Origin of the sequence: Acetobacter vaccinii, from assembly GCF_008365315.1 — a bacterium.
In the GTDB taxonomy this organism is placed as follows: Bacteria; Pseudomonadota; Alphaproteobacteria; order Acetobacterales; family Acetobacteraceae; genus Acetobacter; species Acetobacter vaccinii.
In genome coordinates, this window is sequence record NZ_CP043506.1 from 2,360,290 (window position 1) to 2,377,953 (window position 17,664).

Below are 17,664 nucleotides of genomic sequence, written 5' to 3' on the forward strand. Positions count from 1 at the left end.
GTGGAGTGGTCACCGCGAGAACAAAGGCGGCGGCGGTTGCAAAACCATGCGCGAAAGACGTCATTCAGAAGACTCTGGCCGGACGGGGCTGTTAGAAGCAGTTTTGGGGTGTCTGATGGCGGCGCACCGGACGGCGTCGCCGATGCCATTTTTCGATAGAGTCTTCTTAAGCGACGCAACGGCGCGCGCACTCATGACCGTTCCGAGAAGCGCGATACGGATCGTCATGGCATGAATTACACCGGCATCATTGGCTAAGCGACTGATCTCAATGAAGCCCCGCGCACCATGAGCTACAGTCACCATCAGGCCGTATAACTCAACTGCACCTTCGCTGGCGCCGAGTGCCTCGAATGGCATGATCGCATGACCGATGAGTACAGGTTCGACCCGCTCACCGGGAACTTTCTTCCGGTCGATCTCTTCGATAAAGCCGTGACAACACGTTCGTGGAGATCCAGAGACAATGTGCGTGATGACATCTACAACCGGCCCCTATCTCGGCTGTCATCTTGAATCAGATCATCACCAATTTTGGAATCCCAACCGATTCATTCAGCGCAGAAAACGCTCTAGTTGCCATTTCCCTGTGATTGCCAGAAAAACAAAAATCATCTTAAATCGGCTTATGGGTAGTTTTTCACTGGATGAGACGCGCCAAAACGCACTACGAGCAATCTCTCCTATAGAGAAGTTGCAGGTGCCTTCGCGCAGTTCTGGAAAGCTGGTCGTGTTTAGGGGAATACCTTCCCACGATTACTACCTCGTTTTCTTTCTGTTCGTAGATCTTCTTGGTTTCAAATATTTAGGCCCATTTGAGAAGGTCGCATACATTATCCAGCTTGATTTCGAAGGACAACAATACAGCATTGTATACGCAAAGTTTGGAATGCGAATTGAATGTTCCGAAGGTGGTAATCCAGAGGCTGTCTATGCAGCGGTAAAGAGGGGAATTAAAGCTGCAAGACCTTACTACCTTTGGCGAGCAAAAGAGGCGTCCACTACTTCTAACCTAAACCTTGAATCAAAGTGCCCTCAGCTTTGGGAGAAGTACGTTTTCCTAAAAGAGCAAAGTAAAATGCTCTTGGAAAAATTTGAATCCGAAAAAGAAAATCGTGTCGTAGAAAAAGGCTACGATGAAGAAGGCTCTTTAAATTGGACTACAATTTCTTTTCCTGCTTATGACTTTCGTAAGCAATCAGTTTGGCTGCATGAAACCGCTGTAGATGCATTCTTCTGCTGGTGTGAGCAAGCTCTTGTCCATATTGCGGTCCTGATGTGTAAATTGACGACTGGAAAGGAAATCGCTGATTTGCTTCGACGCGAATTTGGAGAAAAGTGCAAATTAGTTTTCGACCTATCAGTCTCTGATGACAAGTTAGTTTATGATGAAATTTTGGACTTGAGAACTGAATTGCGTAACTACGTCGCACACGGATCCTTTGGAAAAGATGGTTCGACTTTTCAGTTTCACTCGCGTGTTGGCTCGGTACCTCTGAAAATATTGGACAACGACAATCGTTCCGAATTTCGGTTTGGAACTTATAACGTGAGGAACTGGGAGAATGACTATGCGCGAATAGAGCGTTTCCTGAGCCAACTGTGGTCAATGGGTAGAGGGCCGGCAAGACAATACCTCGAAACTGGATTCCCATGCGTTCTCACGCTCGCAACGGATGGAACATATCAGCAGGCGATGAAAAGCGACGAAGAAATGGGGAAATTTATCGAGGTCTGGGCCCACATGATTGATGACTCAGCCAATATGGACTTTTGAATTTCTTTTCCTTGCATCTCTACTATTAGGTCGGAACGCAGCATCAGTCGGGTCTCGCACCACATGATAGATGGCTGTTTTCGGGAGTTTAGAGCCTGTTCGGAAAATTATGGGTGAGCATTTCAGCGTATGAGATTGGCATCCGTGGATCCGTGGCGACGAAGATCGTGGCCGGTAACGCGGAAATCGTTATTCCGACTAGCGGTTCGTTTCCTGCATAGCGAACATGAGGTAATCAGTATTTTTCAGATACTTGATTGCAGATAATATCTAAATATAAATTTATTCCAATTATTAATATATAAAAAGGGATATGTGTTCGATGAGCTTTAAAAAGCACTTTAAAGAAATTGGTCTAGCCTATCTCGGGGCGATTGAGGGGGCCGTCGGGTGCCCAATCGATGCAAATTATACTGGCAAAACCTATTTGATATCCGATTTGAATGCCACCTTGCAAAGGTTCTACAGTGAGTGGTCTACAGAGAGCATTTCTGTCCGTTATGGTGAAGTGATAGATAAAAATATAGGTGGTGAAGATAAAAGCATAGGTAATTTAAATTCTGCAGCTTCTATTGATAATGGATTGAGAGAAAAGTGCAGAGATGATCCTGGTATTTTTTTAATAATGAACTTGAAAGATATAGAAAAAATCAGATCTTTGTTGATGTTTGCAGATGCGATATTTTTTTGGGACCCTTTTGAGGAGACATTTTCCCAGAAAAATCAAATTGATAGTGGTGTTGCTGGGTTGGGATTGTCTTTACTCGCACCGGTAAGATCCCTAATTGCAGAAGGATTATTAATTCCTGCACAAATTGGAATGACAAAATCATCTGAAAGTGAACAAGCGGAAGGCGTAGAATTTGATTCGCAACTGATGTGGCAAGGAGCTCTTAGCCCTAAAGAATTTGTAAATCGATTAACGGATACTTCTGAAAAGAAGTATGAATTGTCGGTTCCTGAAGGAATATTGGCGGCCAAAGGATACCGGGGGCATGCTGAAAACAAAATGGCAAGTTTAATTATGCCAGATGTTGTTATCCCAGTAATGGATTATGAAAGTATTTCTAAATATGAGGAATTTTGTAAAAATTCTGATCGTCATTTAACATATCGAGAATTAGAATATATTTACCAAAGCCTTCCTTTTGAAACAGGTTTCATTCTTGATCCAACTAAGCTCACCAATGAAATTCTTTTGGATCTTCGTGAAAGAGATAGCATTTTTTGTGCAATGCGAACGGCTATTCTAACTGCTATAGAAAATTATGAAAAACATATTGGCGAGGACGACGCTGCAAAGTTCATACAAGAGTTCAATGTTGAAATACAGTTGGCGTTTAGAGAACTGAAAGAAAAGGCTTTAGTCTCAAATACATGGAAAGAGTATGTAGATGAAAGTCGTTCATTTTCCACTCGTTTCCTTGCGAAATCAATACCTAATTTAGTAAACGGAACAGTTATCTCTGATATGATGGAGTCACTGACAAACTCTGGAATCACATCAATTGGCAATGTATTGGCTGCTTCATTGAAGACCTATTCTCGCTATAGAAATACAAAAATTTTCATGGATGTTGCTGCGTCTATTCGTGAAAGCCACAGTCAAAATGATATAGTGAGAGTTTAATAAAGAAGATGAGCATGAAGAGAAACTATTCTGGCTTTCTCTGATATTTCCTATAGCGGACATTCCGCCTCCCCTCCATTGCCGAAATTTTTCGGCCGATAATAGGGGGCGGGGTGGCGTGAGTGTAGCAGTCAGAGACAGAGGGCTGCGCGAATTTTCGTGACGGGTTGAGAGGGTAGGGGAGAGTCTCCTATCCGCCCGTCATGGAGTTTTTCGCAATGGCGACCGCTATTCCCAAAATCAGCCTGAGTTCGTCCCGCGACATCCCGTTCAACCGGCTGGTGCTGTCGCAGTCCAACGTGCGGCGGGTAAAGTCCGGCCTGTCGATCGAGGAACTGGCCCGCGACATCGAGCGTCGCGGGCTGCTGCAGAGCCTGAATGTCCGTCCCGTGCTTGATGGCGAAGGGGCCGAGACCGGCACTTACGAAGTCCCTGCCGGCGGACGGCGCTTTCGCGCGCTCGAACTGCTGGTGAAGCAGAAGAAACTGGCGAAGACCGCCCCCGTGCCCTGCGTCGTGCGCGAGGCCGGATCGGCCATTCTCGCCGAGGAGGATTCCCTGGCCGAGAATGTCCAGCGGCTGGCCCTGCATCCGCTGGACCAGTTTCGCGCCTTTCGCGACATGCTGGAAAAGGGCATGTCCGAAGATGAAATTGCCGCCGCGTTCTTCGTGACACCTGCTGTTGTCAAACAGCGCCTGCGGCTGATGACCGTGTCCGACAAGCTGCTTGAGGTCTACGAGCAGGATGGCATGCGACTGGAACAGTTGATGGCCTTTTCCATCAGCGACGACCACGCGCGGCAGGAACAGGTCTGGGAGATCGTATTTCAGAACCATAACCGCGAACCCTATGTCATCCGCCGTATGTTGACCGAAAAGACCGTTCGGGCCTCGGACGCACGCGCCCGTTTCGTGGGGCTGAACGCCTATCTCGCAGCAGGTGGTGCTATCATGCGCGACCTGTTCGAAGCCGATGATGGTGGCTGGCTGCAGGATCCGGCCATTCTGGACAGGCTGGTCATGGAAAAACTGCATACAGCCGCTGAGGATATCCGCGCTGAGGGCTGGAAATGGGTCGAAACGTCCCTGTCGTTTCCATGGGGGCACACACGGCAGTTCGCGGAAATTGATGGCACGGAAGTGCCACTCTCTGATGAAGAAACCGCCCGTCTCGAAGCCCTGCGTGTCGAGCAGGAAACCATAGAAGCAGAATACGCTCAGGCCGATGAATACCCTGACGAGGTCGATGCACGGCTGGGCGGGATTGAACAGGCGATCCTTGCCCTGGAGGAACGGCCTCTGGCGTTCGATCCTGCCGACATGGCGCGGGCAGGGGCTTTCGTCAGCCTCGCCAGCGATGGCACATTGCAGGTGGAGAGGGGGTTCGTGTTGCCCGAGGACATGCCGACCGAGCCCGACGATGCTGATGCCGGCGGTGCCGATAGATACGATCATGCCGCGTATGATGGGCGGGATGAACATATTGCTGGTTATGGCAGCGATGCCGGCGATACTACCGCTCCCGACGTTGAACCCGAGGAAGAAGACGGGATCAAACCACTGCCTGACCGGCTGCTGACCGAACTGACGGCCTGGCGCACGCTGGCGCTGCGGGACGCGTTTGCCAGCAATCCGCACATTGCCCTGACCGAATTCCTACACACGCTTGTGCGGGATGTTTACTGGCAGACACCGGGGGCTGACTGCCTGGAAGCCTATGTCCGGGAAATCCCGCTGCCCGTCCATTCGCCGGATATGCCGGGCAGCCTTCCAGCCCATGGGCTACGGCAGCGCAACGAGGGCTGGAAGCACGATCTGCCTGAGGACGAGGACGCACTGTGGCGCTGGATCGACGGGCTGGACGACACCAGTCGCATGGCATTGCTGGCGCACTGCCTGTCTTTCGGGGTTAACGCGCTTTATGAGCGTATGCCTTCGTATGGGGCCGTGTCGCAGCGCAGCGTGACCGAACGCCTCAAACGGGTAGACCGTCTGGCATTGGCCCTCAGCCTCGACATGGTGGCGGCGGGCTGGCAGCCGACGGTGGAGAACTATCTCGGCCGGGTGACCAAGGCGCGTATCCTGCAGGCGGTGCGGGAAGCGCGCGGTGACGATGCGGCTGACCGCATTGCCCACCTGAAGAAGCCCGACATGGCACGCGAGGCCGAGCGGCTGCTGGAAGGTTCGGGCTGGCTACCCGAAGCGTTGCGCACGATAGGGCGGCCAGATGACACATCTGCCGATATGACGGTAGCTGCTGAAGGCATCGAGGCCATCGCCGCCGAATAAAACGATGGGTTTTGGGATTGTGAGACAGCGGCTTCCGATGCCCGGAAGCCGCTTTTTTATGTCAGGCACCCCGGAAAGAGGGAGAGGGCGGCTTCGCCTTTGGTGCCGAATAACCGGCATAGAGGAGAGTTTTCCATGACCACGACCACCATCCTGCCCCCAGCACCCCGTGGCGCCGCGTCCGGTGGCTTCCGGATCGATCTTTCGCGTGGGGAGCGCAATGCCCGAGTATCGTCCGAATGGTTCTCGCGATCCGATGACGAACGCTATCTGTCGCTGTCCGACCTGCATGCCGCGACTCTGGCGCGGGCAGATCGGGCCACGGCCCGCACGGTGGAAAGCCGCGCCATTCGCGTGGAAGCGTCCCGCGACAATGCCGAACGCCTGACGCTGACCGTGCCGGGACAGAATGAGCCGATCGCACCCACACACTGGTCGTTCGGCCAGATGTGCAGCCTAGTCGGCGCGCCGTCGTCCTACCTGCGTAACCTTCCGGCCCCGCTGGCAGCGATCAACCTGCAGCACGGCCTGCTGTCGCACCGCGCCGAACTGGTGAAAACACTGGAAACCGAAGACGGGCGCGTCGAGCTGCGCGCCGTAACCGGTCCTGATTATGGCCGCATCTGGGACCATGAACTGGTGGGTGCCGTGCGGAAGATCGCCGGCGACGGCACAGGCGATACCAACTGGAAGGTGCCCGGTGTGATTGACTGGGCGACCATGACCCATAATCCGTACGTGGACATCACGAAGGAAACCACGACGCTCTACGCATCTGATCGCGACGTATTCCTGTTCCTTGTGGACGATACGCATCCGATCGAGGCGGGACGCCTGCCCAATGGCGATCCTGATCTCTATTTCCGGGGCTTCTACGCCTGGAATTCGGAAGTCGGCAGTAAAAGTCTTGGCATTGCGTCCTTCTACCTGCGCGGAGTGTGCCAGAACAGGATGCTCTGGGGTGTGGAAAATTTCGAACAGATCACCATCCGGCATAGCAAGTTTGCCGCTTCGCGTTTCGTGCATCAAGCCACGCCGGCGCTCCGGAGTTTCGCCACGGCCAGTCCGACCTCGTTCATCTCGGGCATTCAGGCCTCACGTCGCGCTCTGGTGGCGAAGAACGATGATGATCGTGAAACGTTCTTACGTCGTCGCGGGTTCTCGAAACCGGAAACCACGAAGATCATCGAAACGGTGCTGCACGAGGAAGGGCGCAAGCCCGAGAGCGTGTTCGATTTCGTGCAGGGCATTACCGCACTGGCACGGACGAAGACCAATCAGGACACACGCCTCGATCTGGAGGGAAGGGCGCGCAAGCTGATGGAGAAGGTCGGATGAAGCCGGTCATCATCAGAAACTGGCGTGATGGGGAAGGGGCGGCGGACGAGGTCCGCCGCCTTTCACCTGTCAGCAGGTCAGTCGTTCAGGCTGTCCTTGAGCGCCTTGGCAGGCGTGAAGGCCAGCTTGCGCGAGGCCGCAATCTGGATGGTCGCGCCCGTGGCCGGGTTGCGGCCTTCGCGGGCGGCGACTTCTTTCACCTTGAACTTGCCGAAGTTCGGCAGGGTGATGTCGTCACCCGCTTTGGCAGCGGCGGTCATGGTGTCGATCAGGGCGTCCAGCACCTTGCGGGTATCGGTCTTGCTCGTGTCAGTGGTGGTGGCGATATGATCGACCAGATCGGCAATCTTCATGGAACTATCCTTCGTTATCTGTCGGGCCGGAACCCGCTGCTCCTGCCGTTACGGGGGAATTATGGCGTCTTCAAGCCTGCAGGGAGGGTGCGATGACAGACATGCCGCCATGGGATGCCGCCGATCTGGCCCGCAGGCTGGCGGAGAACGCAGAAGCGGTGTGCCGTCATTACCTCTCGGCCGGGCGACGGCATGGCAATTACTGGCTGGTCGGCGATGTCCACAACACGCCGGGACGGTCGCTCTATGTCCGTCTGCATGGGGGACCGGATGGACGTGGCCGTGCGGGAAAATGGACGGATGGCGCAACAGGGCAGCATGGCGATCTGCTCGACATCATCCGCGAAAGCCTCGGGCTGCTGGATTTTGGTGATGTCGCCGACGAGGCCCGGCGCTTTCTCTGCCTGCCGCAACCACAGCCACGACCAGCCTCTGATCGCGGTCGTTCCGATGCGTTCGGGCATGACGCTTCCCCGCAGGCATCAGGAACCGCTGATGCGGCACGAAGGCTCTGGGCCATGTCCCGCCCAATTGCCGGGACGCAGGCGGAAACCTGGCTGCGCCATCGTGACCTCACCCGCCTGACGGACCTGTCCTCGCTGCGTTTCCATCCTGACTGCTACTACCGCGCCGATACTGACAGTCCGACCGAGACCTGGCCTGCCATGATCGCCGCTGTGACCGACCTTCAAGGCCGCGTGACCGGCGTGCATCGCACCTGGCTGGCGCGCGACGGACGCGGCAAGGCCCCTGTCGAAATCCCCCGCCGGGCGATGGGCGACCTGCTCGGCCATGCCGTGCGCTTTGGCACGGTGTCTGACGTTCTGGCGGCAGGCGAGGGGATCGAGACGGTGCTGTCGCTCCACGAAATCATGCCCGATCTGGCACTGGCCGCGTGCCTGTCCTCGGCGCATCTCGCCGCCATGGCGTTTCCGCCTGCCCTGCGCCGCCTTTATGTGCTGCGCGATGACGACCCGGCCGGCGACCATGCGGTGACGACCCTGCTCGCCCGGACGCAGGAGGCCGGGATCGAGTGCCTTTTGCTGTCACCGCGTCTGGCGGATTTCAACGATGATCTGCGCTATCTCGGGTGCGGGGCGATGCGGGCGATCCTGCATCCCCAGCTTGCCCCGCAGGACGTGGCGCAGTTCCTGCATCCGTTCACGCACTGAGGCGGGCCGGGAAGGGGGTGTGCGGGTTAACTTCTTTCCGGTGTGGTGCGGGGCTGTCCCGTTTCCGGATAGGGCGCGCCCGCGGCCTTTTCTGGAGGGGAGCGGGCGTCAGTCAGGCCGGGCCTGCAATGGCGGAGACGGCTATTTTCCGCCGCGCGTGCCGCGCTTTGCATCGCGAAGCAAAATAGCCGTCTCCCTGCCATCCTCCACTGCGTTCCGGCCGCGCGTTGCGCGGTTCCGGCCCGGCCTTCGTCTGCCGCTTTCCGCCCCCGGAAAGGCCGCGAGAGGCGCGGCCAGAACCGGAGGACAGACCTATGACCCGCACACAGGACGATTTCGAACCCGCACACGCCACCTCTTCCACCGCCCACGTGCTGGCCGAGCTTCAGCTTTACGGCCACCGTCCCTTCGAGGATGAGCCGGACCCGAGGCCCTTGCCCGACGCCAGCCAGATCGAGGGCGCGGTGGCTGACATCTTCGACGCCCTGTCAGCCACTCTGACCGACACAAGGCTGGAACCCGATCTCGAACCGCTGCTCTGGTCTACCGTCAATGTCTTTCACCGCATGGTCGGGCAGGTGGAGCGCGATCTCGACCGTAACGAGGCGGCGCAGAAACGCAGCCAGCAGGAACAGGATGGCAGCGAGATCCGCTCGGTGGAACTGGAACGCCTCATCGCCGAGGGACTGACCCTGCTGGAGCGACGCAACGCCTACGAGATCTTCCGTGACCTCGCCTGCGACCAGTTCGAACGCCTGACGATGTCGCCCTGGCGGCCCCGCTCCGGCTCGCTGGTCAGCCGCAGCACCCTGACGGCGTCCATGATTGACAGTCGTGATTTCCTCAACGCCCGCCGCAAGGCCGAAACAGAACTGCTCGTGCCTCCCGGACCAAAGGTCGCGGTGACCGGTGGTCTCGATTACGAGGACCATCACCTGATCTGGAACCGGCTGGACAAGGTGCGCGAGAAGCATCCCGACATGGTGCTGCTGCATGGTGGTTCACCGAAGGGCGCGGAATTCATCGCCTCCCGCTGGGCCGATCATCGGCAGGTCGCGCAGATCGCTTTTAAGCCGGACTGGAACCGGCACGGCAAGGCCGCCCCGTTCCGGCGCAACGACGCCCTGCTGAAAGTCCTGCCCGTAGGCGTCATGGTGTTTCCGGGATCGGGCATTCAGGACAATCTGGCTGACAAGGCCAAACAGATGGGCATCCCGGTCTGGCGGTTCCGCAAGGACAGTGGCGCGTAAGCGCCATTGTCTTTTTCGATGCATCCCGAAAACGATGAGTACCACAAACGATTTTTCGCGTAGCGCCGATCGCTCAGAACTGTCCGTCGGGCTCTCTGTTGCCCGCGCTACCGGTTGAAGCAAACGGGATGGACCGCGCCCCGGAAGGCCCCACCCGGAGAGATCGGATGCGGGGCGTGACCTCTTTCCCCGTTCCGGCTGCGGGGACGATGGATGAGGGAGGCGATGGTCCCCTTCCTCGTCGGTGAACAGGTCGAAACAGCAGTGAACTGCCCCGGGTTTACCGGAGAGCGATTTGTTCAGTAATCAGGCAGCGATATCAAGCCCGCTCTGATCTTCATAGAAGGCGCGTTCGGCTTCGGCGGGCGGCCTGTAGCCGATTGGTGCTAATAGGCGTCGATTATTATACCAGTCCACCCATCTGAGGGTTTCCCATTCGACCTGCGCCATGGATTTCCATGGCCCCAGATGATGGATGACCTCGGCCTTGTATAAACCGTTGATGGTCTCTGCCAGCGCATTGTCGTAGCTGTCACCGACCGTGCCGACTGAGGCGTCTATGTCAGCCAGCGCCAAGCGTTCGGTATATCGGATCTACAGATATTGTGAGCCACGGTCCGAATGATGGATCAGCACCTTATTTCCCGCAGGCTTTCGTTGCCAGATGGCCTGTTCAAGGGCGTCGAGCACGAACTGGGTGGTCATGGAAGTCGAGACTTTCCAACCCACGATCCTGCGGGCGAACACATCGATGACGAAAGCCACATAGACCATGCCATTCCAGGTCTGGACATAGGTGAAGTCCGAAACCCAGAGCTGGTTGGGGGCCTCGGCCCGGAACTGCCGGTTAACCCTGTCATTGGGACAGGGGCGCGCCGTATCCGGACGGGTCGTGATGACCTTCCGGCCCCGGATGACACCCTTCAGACCCATCTTGCGCATCAGGCGCTCAACAGTGCAACGCGCCACCTGTCGCCCTTCACGGTGCAGGCTATGCCACACCTTGCGCGCACCATAAACAGCACGGTTGTCCTGCCAGATCCGGCGGATATGTTCCATCAGTTCCCTATCGCGCCGGGCACGCGGGCTGGCCGTGGCCGGATCTCTTGCTATGGCCGCCTGCTGGTAAAACGTGGACGGGGCAATCGGCAGAACGCGACAGATTGGCTCGACCCCGTAATCGGCACGGCAGGTTTCAATAAACGCGATCATTTGCGAAACGGGCGGTCGAGCTCCGCCTGAGCAAAATAGGCCGAGGCCTTCTTGAGGATCTCATTGGCCTGACGCAGTTCACGGACCTCACGCTCCAACGCCTTGATCCGTGCCGTCTCGGCCGTGGTTGGCCCCGGCTGCGCACCCGCGTCCCGCCGGGCCTGCTTCCACCAGTCATGCAGGCTGTCGCCCGAACAGCCAAGCTTGCCACCAATCTCGCGACAGGCCGCTGATAGGCTCGGGTAATCCGAGCGATGCTCGTCCAGAAGGCGCACCGCGCGCTCACGGAACTCAGGCGAATAACGTGATGTCTTCTTCTTCTCTACCATAGGGCTCATCCTCCGAGAATTTTACTCTCCGGTAAACCCGGGGCAGTTCAGCCGCTGGGCATTGCGCTGATTGGTGGCCTGCTCGTCAGCCAGGCCCAGACCATGTTCACCACGCCCGCGCTTTATCTGTTGGTAGAAAAGGCGGCGGCTTTCCTCTCCTTCATCCGAACAAAGCGCCTGGCGCGAAAATATCCATAGCGGCTTAATCGACTGAGGTTGGTGACGTGACACGGCTTGTCGCGAGAGCTGCAGAGATTTTGAGGTCGATCCCTTTGACCGCACGCTGGATAGGCTCCCTCTTGAGGTGGGCGTAACGTGCGGTCGATTTAAGATCGCGATGGCCCAGAAGTTTTCCGATCATGATTAGATCCTCGCCGAGTTCAAGCGCGTCGGATGCAAAGGAATGACGAAGATCGTGAATGCGGACGTCCTCCAGCCCGGCTTCCTTGCGGATGCGTCGCCAGGGCTTCTCCAGATCGGTTAGATGGCCACCGTCCTTCCGGCCAGTAATGACATACGGATTGCCCGCGATCATGGGGATGCTCTTCAGCAGGCCCACCGCACTCTCGCCCAGCTGAACGGTGCGAGCGCCATTTTTGCTGTCGGGTAGCCTGATTACTCCTTCGTCCAGAAAGACATATTCCCATTTCAGGCGCTGGATCTCTCGAAGACGGCAACCAGTTAAAAGCAGGAGTTGAAAGGCATTGACGGCTTCCGGAATCGTGGAACGGGCATCGTCGAGTGCTTTGCCGAGGCGCTGATGTTCCTCTGCTGCGAGGTAGCGCTCGCGCTTCTGCTCCTTATAGCGTTTCACGCCCCTGCATGGATTGACGTTGTCTGTCCGCACACCCCAGAGGATTGCCAGAGAGAACATTTTCGACAGCACCCCCAGAGTCCGGTTGGCCTGATACGGGATATGCCGATAGGTGTGGTGGAATGTGACGACATCAGAATGCGTGACAGCGGCCATCTTCCGGCTGCCAATTTTTTTCGTAATGAACAGGTCAATCGCGCGTTGATATTCGGCTTGTGTGGTTGATTTCAGATGCGTCTTCACATGCCGTTCAACGAAAATCTTGCAGAACTGGCTGACGGTGGGGGAGGTCCGCTCTTCGCCACGTTCGCTGTTTGGATCGTTGCCGTCTTTCACACGGGCGAGGATTTTGATCGCTTCATCGCGGGCTTTGTCTGCCGTCCAGGGACCGTGATGGCCGATCGTATAACGTCGGAACCGCCCATTGGCTCGGTAATGAACCACGTAGCTCATCCGGCCCGAAGGCCAGACCCGCAAGGCGAAGCCGGCGACCTGATCGTCCCAGACGATGTAGTCCTTTTCGGCAGGCTGGAGGGTGGCGATTATGCGCTTTGATATCCGGGGCATGGCTTCCTCCACAGGATGCATATAGGATGCAAATGGGATTGAAACGTCAGCGTGAGTAAGCGTAGGCAGAAGAGCCAAAATGAACGACTTATTCAATTAAAATAATAGGATAGTAGTGGTTCTTCGGGATGCGTCGGGGAATTTCGTGGTGGGGCGTAGCTCTTACCTACAAACTCATAACCTGAAGGCCGCAGGTTCAAATCCTGCCCCCGCAACCAAAATTTCCAAACGAAATCAAGTAGTTAGCCCGCTCTCCGAGCGGGCTTTCTGCGTTCCAGACCCACAACTGGAATCATATAGGAATCATCAGGAAGCGAATTCACGCGTAGTTCCGAGACGCAGAAGGCACGCCGCCAGAGGGCCGGGAAGGGCAAGAATCGGGCCAAGCTGTTTAGGTCTACTTCCGTTCTCCTTGCTTTTCACGGTGTCCTGACGTAACCAGAAATGCGAACGGTTCTCACTTTGTGAGTCGGAATTCAGGACAGCGACGGGTGAGCACGGCAACCTACAAACATAGCGCGCAGGCGCACGGCGAAATGGTGAGCTACGCCTGGCGTCTGACGGGAAGCCGTGATCAGGCAGAAGAGGTTGTCCAGGAGGCTTATGTCCGGCTGGCCGAAGCTGCTGCCAAGCAGCTACTGGAAAAACCGGCGGCTTATCTGCGACGCGTAGTGCATAATCTGGCCCTTGACCATATCCGGTCACGGAAAAGGCGCGAGCGGATATTTGTCGCGGATTCAGATACAAATCTGGCCGAAATGGCATCGACGGAAGCTTCGCCAGAACAACAGACTCTCTCTCGTATGGAAATTTTCCGGCTTCAGGAAGCGTTGTCTGAGTTGCCGGATAACATACGGATAGCTGTCGAAATGCACCGCCTGGGTGGTGCAAAACTACGGGAAATCGCGGAAGCGCTGGACGTTTCCACGACGCAGGCTCATTATTTCATACGTAAGGGTGTGGCGCACTGCCTGACGAAGTTGGGCTGATTTTCTCGTATGCCAAGATGTTTTTCCCGAAAAAATCCCGTGTCCGATAGTCTCTTCATAATAAGAGGGAGATGGATCGGTCTGCCTACGGGTATGCCTTCCCGCATGTCCGTTTGTGTTTGGGGGCCTCGTGGTGGAGACCGATGATCTGGAAAATCTGACGCCCGAAGAAAGTGAGGCCCTGGATTGGGTAATTTCGCTCCAGGAAGAGGGTGAAAATCAGACAATCCGTCAGAAGTTCAATATCTGGTTACACGCGACAGAAGAGAATGCGCGTGCCTGGGCCAAAATCTCACGGGTTTACGGCGGTATAGGCGAAACGAAGCCAGCATTTGAAGACACATGGCGTCCGGCCTTGAACGAGGCTGCGTCTTCTATGGTCGTTGGGCAGGTCGCGTCCGGGCGAACTGTGCGTCGCAGACGATTGTATGGGGTAACAGCCCTTGCCGCGAGTGTGGCGGTAAGTTGGTTCATTGTTGGTTCTGATGTGCGCCTCTTTTTTCAGGCGGATCAGGTGACGGGTATAGGCCAGTTACGAACTGTGTCTCTGCCCGATGGAAGCACTGTGACTCTTGCTCCCCGTTCCGCGATCGCATTCACGTCCGATGCGCATTCACGCACTGTTCGACTTCTGCAAGGGGAAGCGTGGTTTGATGTAAGACATTCCGCAGAGCAACCCTTCCACGTCGTCGCGCATGATCTGGACGTCATGGATGTCGGTACGAAATTCGACGTGCAGGAAGCAGAACGGGAAACAGAGGTTTCTGTAGAAAGCGGTGTGGTCAGGGTAATGTCTGTTAACCCACCAGCGATATCCGAAGATATTGTCGCCGGACAAACTGTTGCGATCTCTGCTGACCATCTTGTGAGACGGGGCAATGCCGACCCGACTATGATCGCGGGATGGCGTGACGGGGTGCTCACTGTTCAGAACCGGACAATATCCGATGTCGTGGAGGCAATCCGTCCGTGGCATCGAGGGCTACTCATTCTTTCGGGGAGCAGGCTCGGCAACCGCCGTGTAACGGGTGTCTACGATCTGCGGCATCCGCAGGCAGCGATCAAGGCTTTGGCCGATGCCTACGGGATTAAAATTACCAGAATATCGCCGTGGCTTGTGATTCTTTCTGAAAGCTAACGCCTTGTTCTGACAGCACTATATAAATCAGTCTGTATTTTATTTTTCAGAAATTTCAAAAAAAGACCCCCTCAACAGTCAGTAGAAACATAGGGCATGCAGTTGCGTCGCGTTCGCATAAAATGCGCAACGCAGCAAGCGCCATCGGGCTGTAGCATAGAGAAGGTCATCAGGTGATGGGTGCAAAATCCGGCGACGCACGGATGCGGAAATATATTGGAAATTCCAAGGTCTTTTTACTGACATCGGCTTTAGGCGGAATTGCAGTTTCGCCACTGCACGCGCAAACGACGGCGGCAAAAGAGTTTCACATACCTGCGCAATCTTTGCCCGCAGCGCTGACACAGTTTGGTCGTCAGGCTGGTTTGCAGGTGAGTATTCCAGCGTCATTGGTCGAAGGTAAGACGTCCCATGCGGTCAATGGAACAATGTCGCCTTCGCAGTCTTTGGCGCAAATTCTGAGTGGCACAGGACTGACATATCGCGTCAATGCTAACGTCGTTACCTTGGTACCCGCCACTGCCAACATCACCCTCGGTCCTGTTCGGGTAGGCGGACAAATCTCTAAACAAGACCCGACTGGCCCAGGTGTCGGATACGTCGCCACAACTACAATGGCTAGCACCAAAACGGATACACCAATCACCGAAATACCTAATTCTATCTATGTTGTTACAAAGCAGATAATGCAGGATCAGCAGCCGCAAAATGTGCAACAGGCATTGCGTTATACGCCCGGCGTTTTTGCAGAAACTTTTGGCACGGCGGGAAATGGTGCAGCTAAAGGACCATCCAACGGCATCATGCAACGAGGTTTTGCCACTACGGAGTTTATCGACGGCCTGATGACAACATCATCTAGCGCAGGGGAAACCGCTTTTGTTGAGCGCATTGAAGCGGTCAATGGTCCGGCTTCAGTGATGTACGGACAAGTCACGCCGGGTGGAATGCTTTCAATAGATTTGAAAAAACCCACAGATACACCGTTACATTCGGCATCGTTAGGGTTTGGGAACTGGGGGCGTTATGAAGCAACATTTGATATTAGTGATAAGCTTACTGAATCTGGGAACGTAAGGTACCGTATTGCGGCTATCGGTGTCACACAAGGAAGCCAAACAAACTATATCGATTACCACCGGGTCGGTGTCCTGCCTTCTATTACATGGGATATTGATAGGAAAACGTCCCTTACCCTCTTGGGAATGTATATGTATACCCCAGGAGACGGTATTTCTGCAGAATATCCTATTTCTGGCACTCTCATTTCCAACGGCCAGACTAGGATACCCCGAAGTGCATTTTTGGGCCTGCCTGGATGGAACACTGCAGGCAATAAAGATGCGATGTTTGAATACCAATTTAAGCATAATTTTAATAAATACATTAATTTTAGTCAGGTATTCCGCTGGGAAAACAGCCAATATAATATGAAGACCTCGTATTTGAATACGGGAACAAGCACTGGACAAAGCAATGTCACTGCGTGGACCCCTTGGCTCTTCAATACTAACCAAACGACATCAAGCCTCGATACTCGCCTGTTCGGAAAATTTAAAACCGGTCCGGTTAGTCACACGTGGGTCATTGGAAATGATTTTCGTAACTTTAATTACCCACAATATTTTCAGTATGATTTGGGATCTAGTAATTTAATTAATTCGTATAATCCGCAAGAGTATTATAGTAATTTATCCTATTGTTTCAGTTTTTCAAGTAAATCGTGCTTCACATTCGGTGATCGTCAAGCTCTAAGTTATTTTCAAGATGGTCTGTATTTTCAAGACCAGATAAAATGGAAAGGCCTTTCTATTTTGCTGGGAGGCCGTCAAGACTGGGTCAATTATTCTCGGAAAAGCGTCATAAATTATAATATTTACGGAACAAAAATGTCTACTAATAACGATGCGGGTAGTGAACCGCAAAGCGCGTTCACTTGGCGTGCGGGCCTTATCTATAATTTCGATTTCGGCCTTGCTCCTTACTTCAGTTATTCCACATCGTTCGTTCCTCAGGCAGGATCAACAAATTATCTTGGTCAGCCATTTGCTCCATTGACTGGTAAACAATTTGAGGCTGGGCTTAAGTACAAATTTCCGCATAAGGACATTCTTTTAACAGCTTCTGCATTTCATATTGACGAAGATCACTATCTCATTAGTGACCTAACTCATTCAGGCTTTAGTGCTGACGCTGGTCGAGTTGTATCTCAGGGTTTCGAGGTATCCGCGAATGCTAATATTACACGCGATTTAAGACTGGTTGCGTCTTATAGCTATACGGATATAAGATTTGGAAAGAGTAACGTAACAGATCAGCGCTACAATCCTTATACTAAATCATATTATGGAAATGCTCTCTCAGAAGAAGGGATGTCGGTTCCACAAGTGCCGCGTAATATGTTTTCTATTTTTGCCGATTATACGATACCGCAGAATGTAGCTAAAGGGTTTGGTCTCAATTGGGGATTGAGATATGTCGGAGCTACATATGTTGATAATGTTGAATCATTTAAAACGCCATCTTATGTTTTGTTTGATCTCGGAGCCCACTACGATTTCGGTGCAGTATCGTCTTCTCTTCGTGGGTTGAAAGCACAAATCGCTGTTTCGAATTTGACAAACAAATATTATTTAACAGCATGCTCGACTGCCGTTTGTTACCTTGGTCAAGGTAGGCGCGTGTATGGAAATCTAACCTATAATTGGTGAAACTTCATCGTTCCCAACTATAGCGTCCGTTTCTCTTTAAATCCAAATCTTGCCCTTCGAATCAGTTCAAAGTCGTTGGATGCTCCTGTGCAATAT

General features: G+C 54.2%; 12 protein-coding genes, 1 pseudogene and 1 other annotated feature. Of the genes and pseudogenes, 9 read left to right on the forward strand and 4 right to left on the reverse strand.

The genetic code is table 11. The features are described 5' to 3' along the window. Nucleotides 1-60: 60 nt before the first annotated feature. On the reverse strand, nucleotides 61-360 hold the full coding sequence (locus tag FLP30_RS10645; protein WP_035351135.1) for a hypothetical protein: 300 nt from the start codon (nucleotides 358-360) through the stop codon (nucleotides 61-63). 115 nt (nucleotides 361-475) lie between these two features. Here FLP30_RS10645 and FLP30_RS10650 point away from each other — a divergent pair, with 115 nt between their 5' ends. From FLP30_RS10650 to FLP30_RS10665, 4 genes are all read left to right on the forward strand, one after another. Continuing rightward, nucleotides 476-1,777, forward strand: coding sequence for a hypothetical protein (locus FLP30_RS10650; protein WP_149279799.1), 1,302 nt, complete (start codon nucleotides 476-478; stop codon nucleotides 1,775-1,777). 322 nt (nucleotides 1,778-2,099) lie between these two features. Next, nucleotides 2,100-3,407, forward strand: coding sequence for a hypothetical protein (locus FLP30_RS10655; RefSeq protein WP_035353823.1), 1,308 nt, complete (start codon nucleotides 2,100-2,102; stop codon nucleotides 3,405-3,407). A 218-nt stretch (nucleotides 3,408-3,625) separates the two neighbouring features. Continuing rightward, complete coding sequence (locus tag FLP30_RS10660) at nucleotides 3,626-5,695, forward strand: ParB/RepB/Spo0J family partition protein (protein WP_149279800.1); 2,070 nt, start codon at nucleotides 3,626-3,628, stop codon at nucleotides 5,693-5,695. A 135-nt stretch (nucleotides 5,696-5,830) separates the two neighbouring features. Beyond that, entirely contained in the window at nucleotides 5,831-7,033 is a 1,203-nt protein-coding gene (locus FLP30_RS10665) for a DUF932 domain-containing protein (RefSeq protein ID WP_149279801.1), read from the forward strand. Nucleotides 7,034-7,110: 77 nt separating this feature from the next. Here the strand turns inward: FLP30_RS10665 and FLP30_RS10670 are convergent, their stop codons facing one another. Beyond that, the gene (locus tag FLP30_RS10670; protein ID WP_168200127.1) at nucleotides 7,111-7,404 is read right to left on the reverse strand and encodes an HU family DNA-binding protein; all 294 of its coding nucleotides are present in this window, start codon (nucleotides 7,402-7,404) and stop codon (nucleotides 7,111-7,113) included. Nucleotides 7,405-7,478: 74 nt separating this feature from the next. Here FLP30_RS10670 and FLP30_RS10675 point away from each other — a divergent pair, with 74 nt between their 5' ends. Together FLP30_RS10675 and FLP30_RS10680 are read left to right on the forward strand one after the other, a co-directional pair. Further along, nucleotides 7,479-8,558, forward strand: coding sequence for a DUF7146 domain-containing protein (locus FLP30_RS10675; RefSeq protein WP_149279802.1), 1,080 nt, complete (start codon nucleotides 7,479-7,481; stop codon nucleotides 8,556-8,558). Nucleotides 8,559-8,872: 314 nt separating this feature from the next. Then, on the forward strand, nucleotides 8,873-9,808 hold the full coding sequence (locus FLP30_RS10680) for a DUF2493 domain-containing protein (RefSeq protein WP_035353812.1): 936 nt from the start codon (nucleotides 8,873-8,875) through the stop codon (nucleotides 9,806-9,808). 306 nt (nucleotides 9,809-10,114) lie between these two features. Here the strand turns inward: FLP30_RS10680 and FLP30_RS10685 are convergent. Together FLP30_RS10685 and FLP30_RS10690 are read right to left on the reverse strand one after the other, a co-directional pair. Next, nucleotides 10,115-11,349, reverse strand: a pseudogene (locus FLP30_RS10685) (IS3 family transposase). Then, nucleotides 10,946-11,062, reverse strand: a sequence feature (AL1L pseudoknot). Its footprint overlaps the pseudogene before it by 117 nt. A 202-nt stretch (nucleotides 11,350-11,551) precedes the next feature. Further along, nucleotides 11,552-12,730 carry a site-specific integrase gene (locus FLP30_RS10690; RefSeq protein WP_149279803.1) on the reverse strand — a complete coding sequence of 393 codons (1,179 nt, stop codon included), beginning with the start codon at nucleotides 12,728-12,730 and terminating at the stop codon, nucleotides 11,552-11,554. A 491-nt stretch (nucleotides 12,731-13,221) separates the two neighbouring features. On the opposite strand from FLP30_RS10690, the gene FLP30_RS10695 reads away from it, so the two are divergent. From FLP30_RS10695 to FLP30_RS10705, 3 genes are all read left to right on the forward strand, one after another. Then, nucleotides 13,222-13,719: a sigma-70 family RNA polymerase sigma factor gene (locus FLP30_RS10695; RefSeq protein WP_025860961.1), complete on the forward strand. Its 498-nt coding sequence runs from the start codon at nucleotides 13,222-13,224 to the stop codon at nucleotides 13,717-13,719. A gap of 133 nt (nucleotides 13,720-13,852) precedes the next feature. Next, nucleotides 13,853-14,857: a FecR family protein gene (locus tag FLP30_RS10700; RefSeq protein ID WP_168200089.1), complete on the forward strand. Its 1,005-nt coding sequence runs from the start codon at nucleotides 13,853-13,855 to the stop codon at nucleotides 14,855-14,857. A 176-nt stretch (nucleotides 14,858-15,033) separates the two neighbouring features. Continuing rightward, complete coding sequence (locus FLP30_RS10705; RefSeq protein ID WP_149279805.1) at nucleotides 15,034-17,568, forward strand: TonB-dependent siderophore receptor; 2,535 nt, start codon at nucleotides 15,034-15,036, stop codon at nucleotides 17,566-17,568. Nucleotides 17,569-17,664: the final 96 nt, after the last annotated feature.

Coding starts and splice junctions, on each gene's coding strand:
- FLP30_RS10650 (WP_149279799.1), top strand. CDS start 476: ATGACATCTACAACCGGCCCCTATCTCGGCTGTCATCTTGAATCAGAT.
- FLP30_RS10645 (WP_035351135.1), bottom strand. CDS start 360: ATGCCATTCGAGGCACTCGGCGCCAGCGAAGGTGCAGTTGAGTTATAC.
- FLP30_RS10690 (WP_149279803.1), bottom strand. CDS start 12,730: ATGCCCCGGATATCAAAGCGCATAATCGCCACCCTCCAGCCTGCCGAA.
- FLP30_RS10660 (WP_149279800.1), top strand. CDS start 3,626: ATGGCGACCGCTATTCCCAAAATCAGCCTGAGTTCGTCCCGCGACATC.
- FLP30_RS10665 (WP_149279801.1), top strand. CDS start 5,831: ATGACCACGACCACCATCCTGCCCCCAGCACCCCGTGGCGCCGCGTCC.
- FLP30_RS10655 (WP_035353823.1), top strand. CDS start 2,100: ATGAGCTTTAAAAAGCACTTTAAAGAAATTGGTCTAGCCTATCTCGGG.
- FLP30_RS10705 (WP_149279805.1), top strand. CDS start 15,034: ATGGGTGCAAAATCCGGCGACGCACGGATGCGGAAATATATTGGAAAT.
- FLP30_RS10680 (WP_035353812.1), top strand. CDS start 8,873: ATGACCCGCACACAGGACGATTTCGAACCCGCACACGCCACCTCTTCC.
- FLP30_RS10675 (WP_149279802.1), top strand. CDS start 7,479: ATGACAGACATGCCGCCATGGGATGCCGCCGATCTGGCCCGCAGGCTG.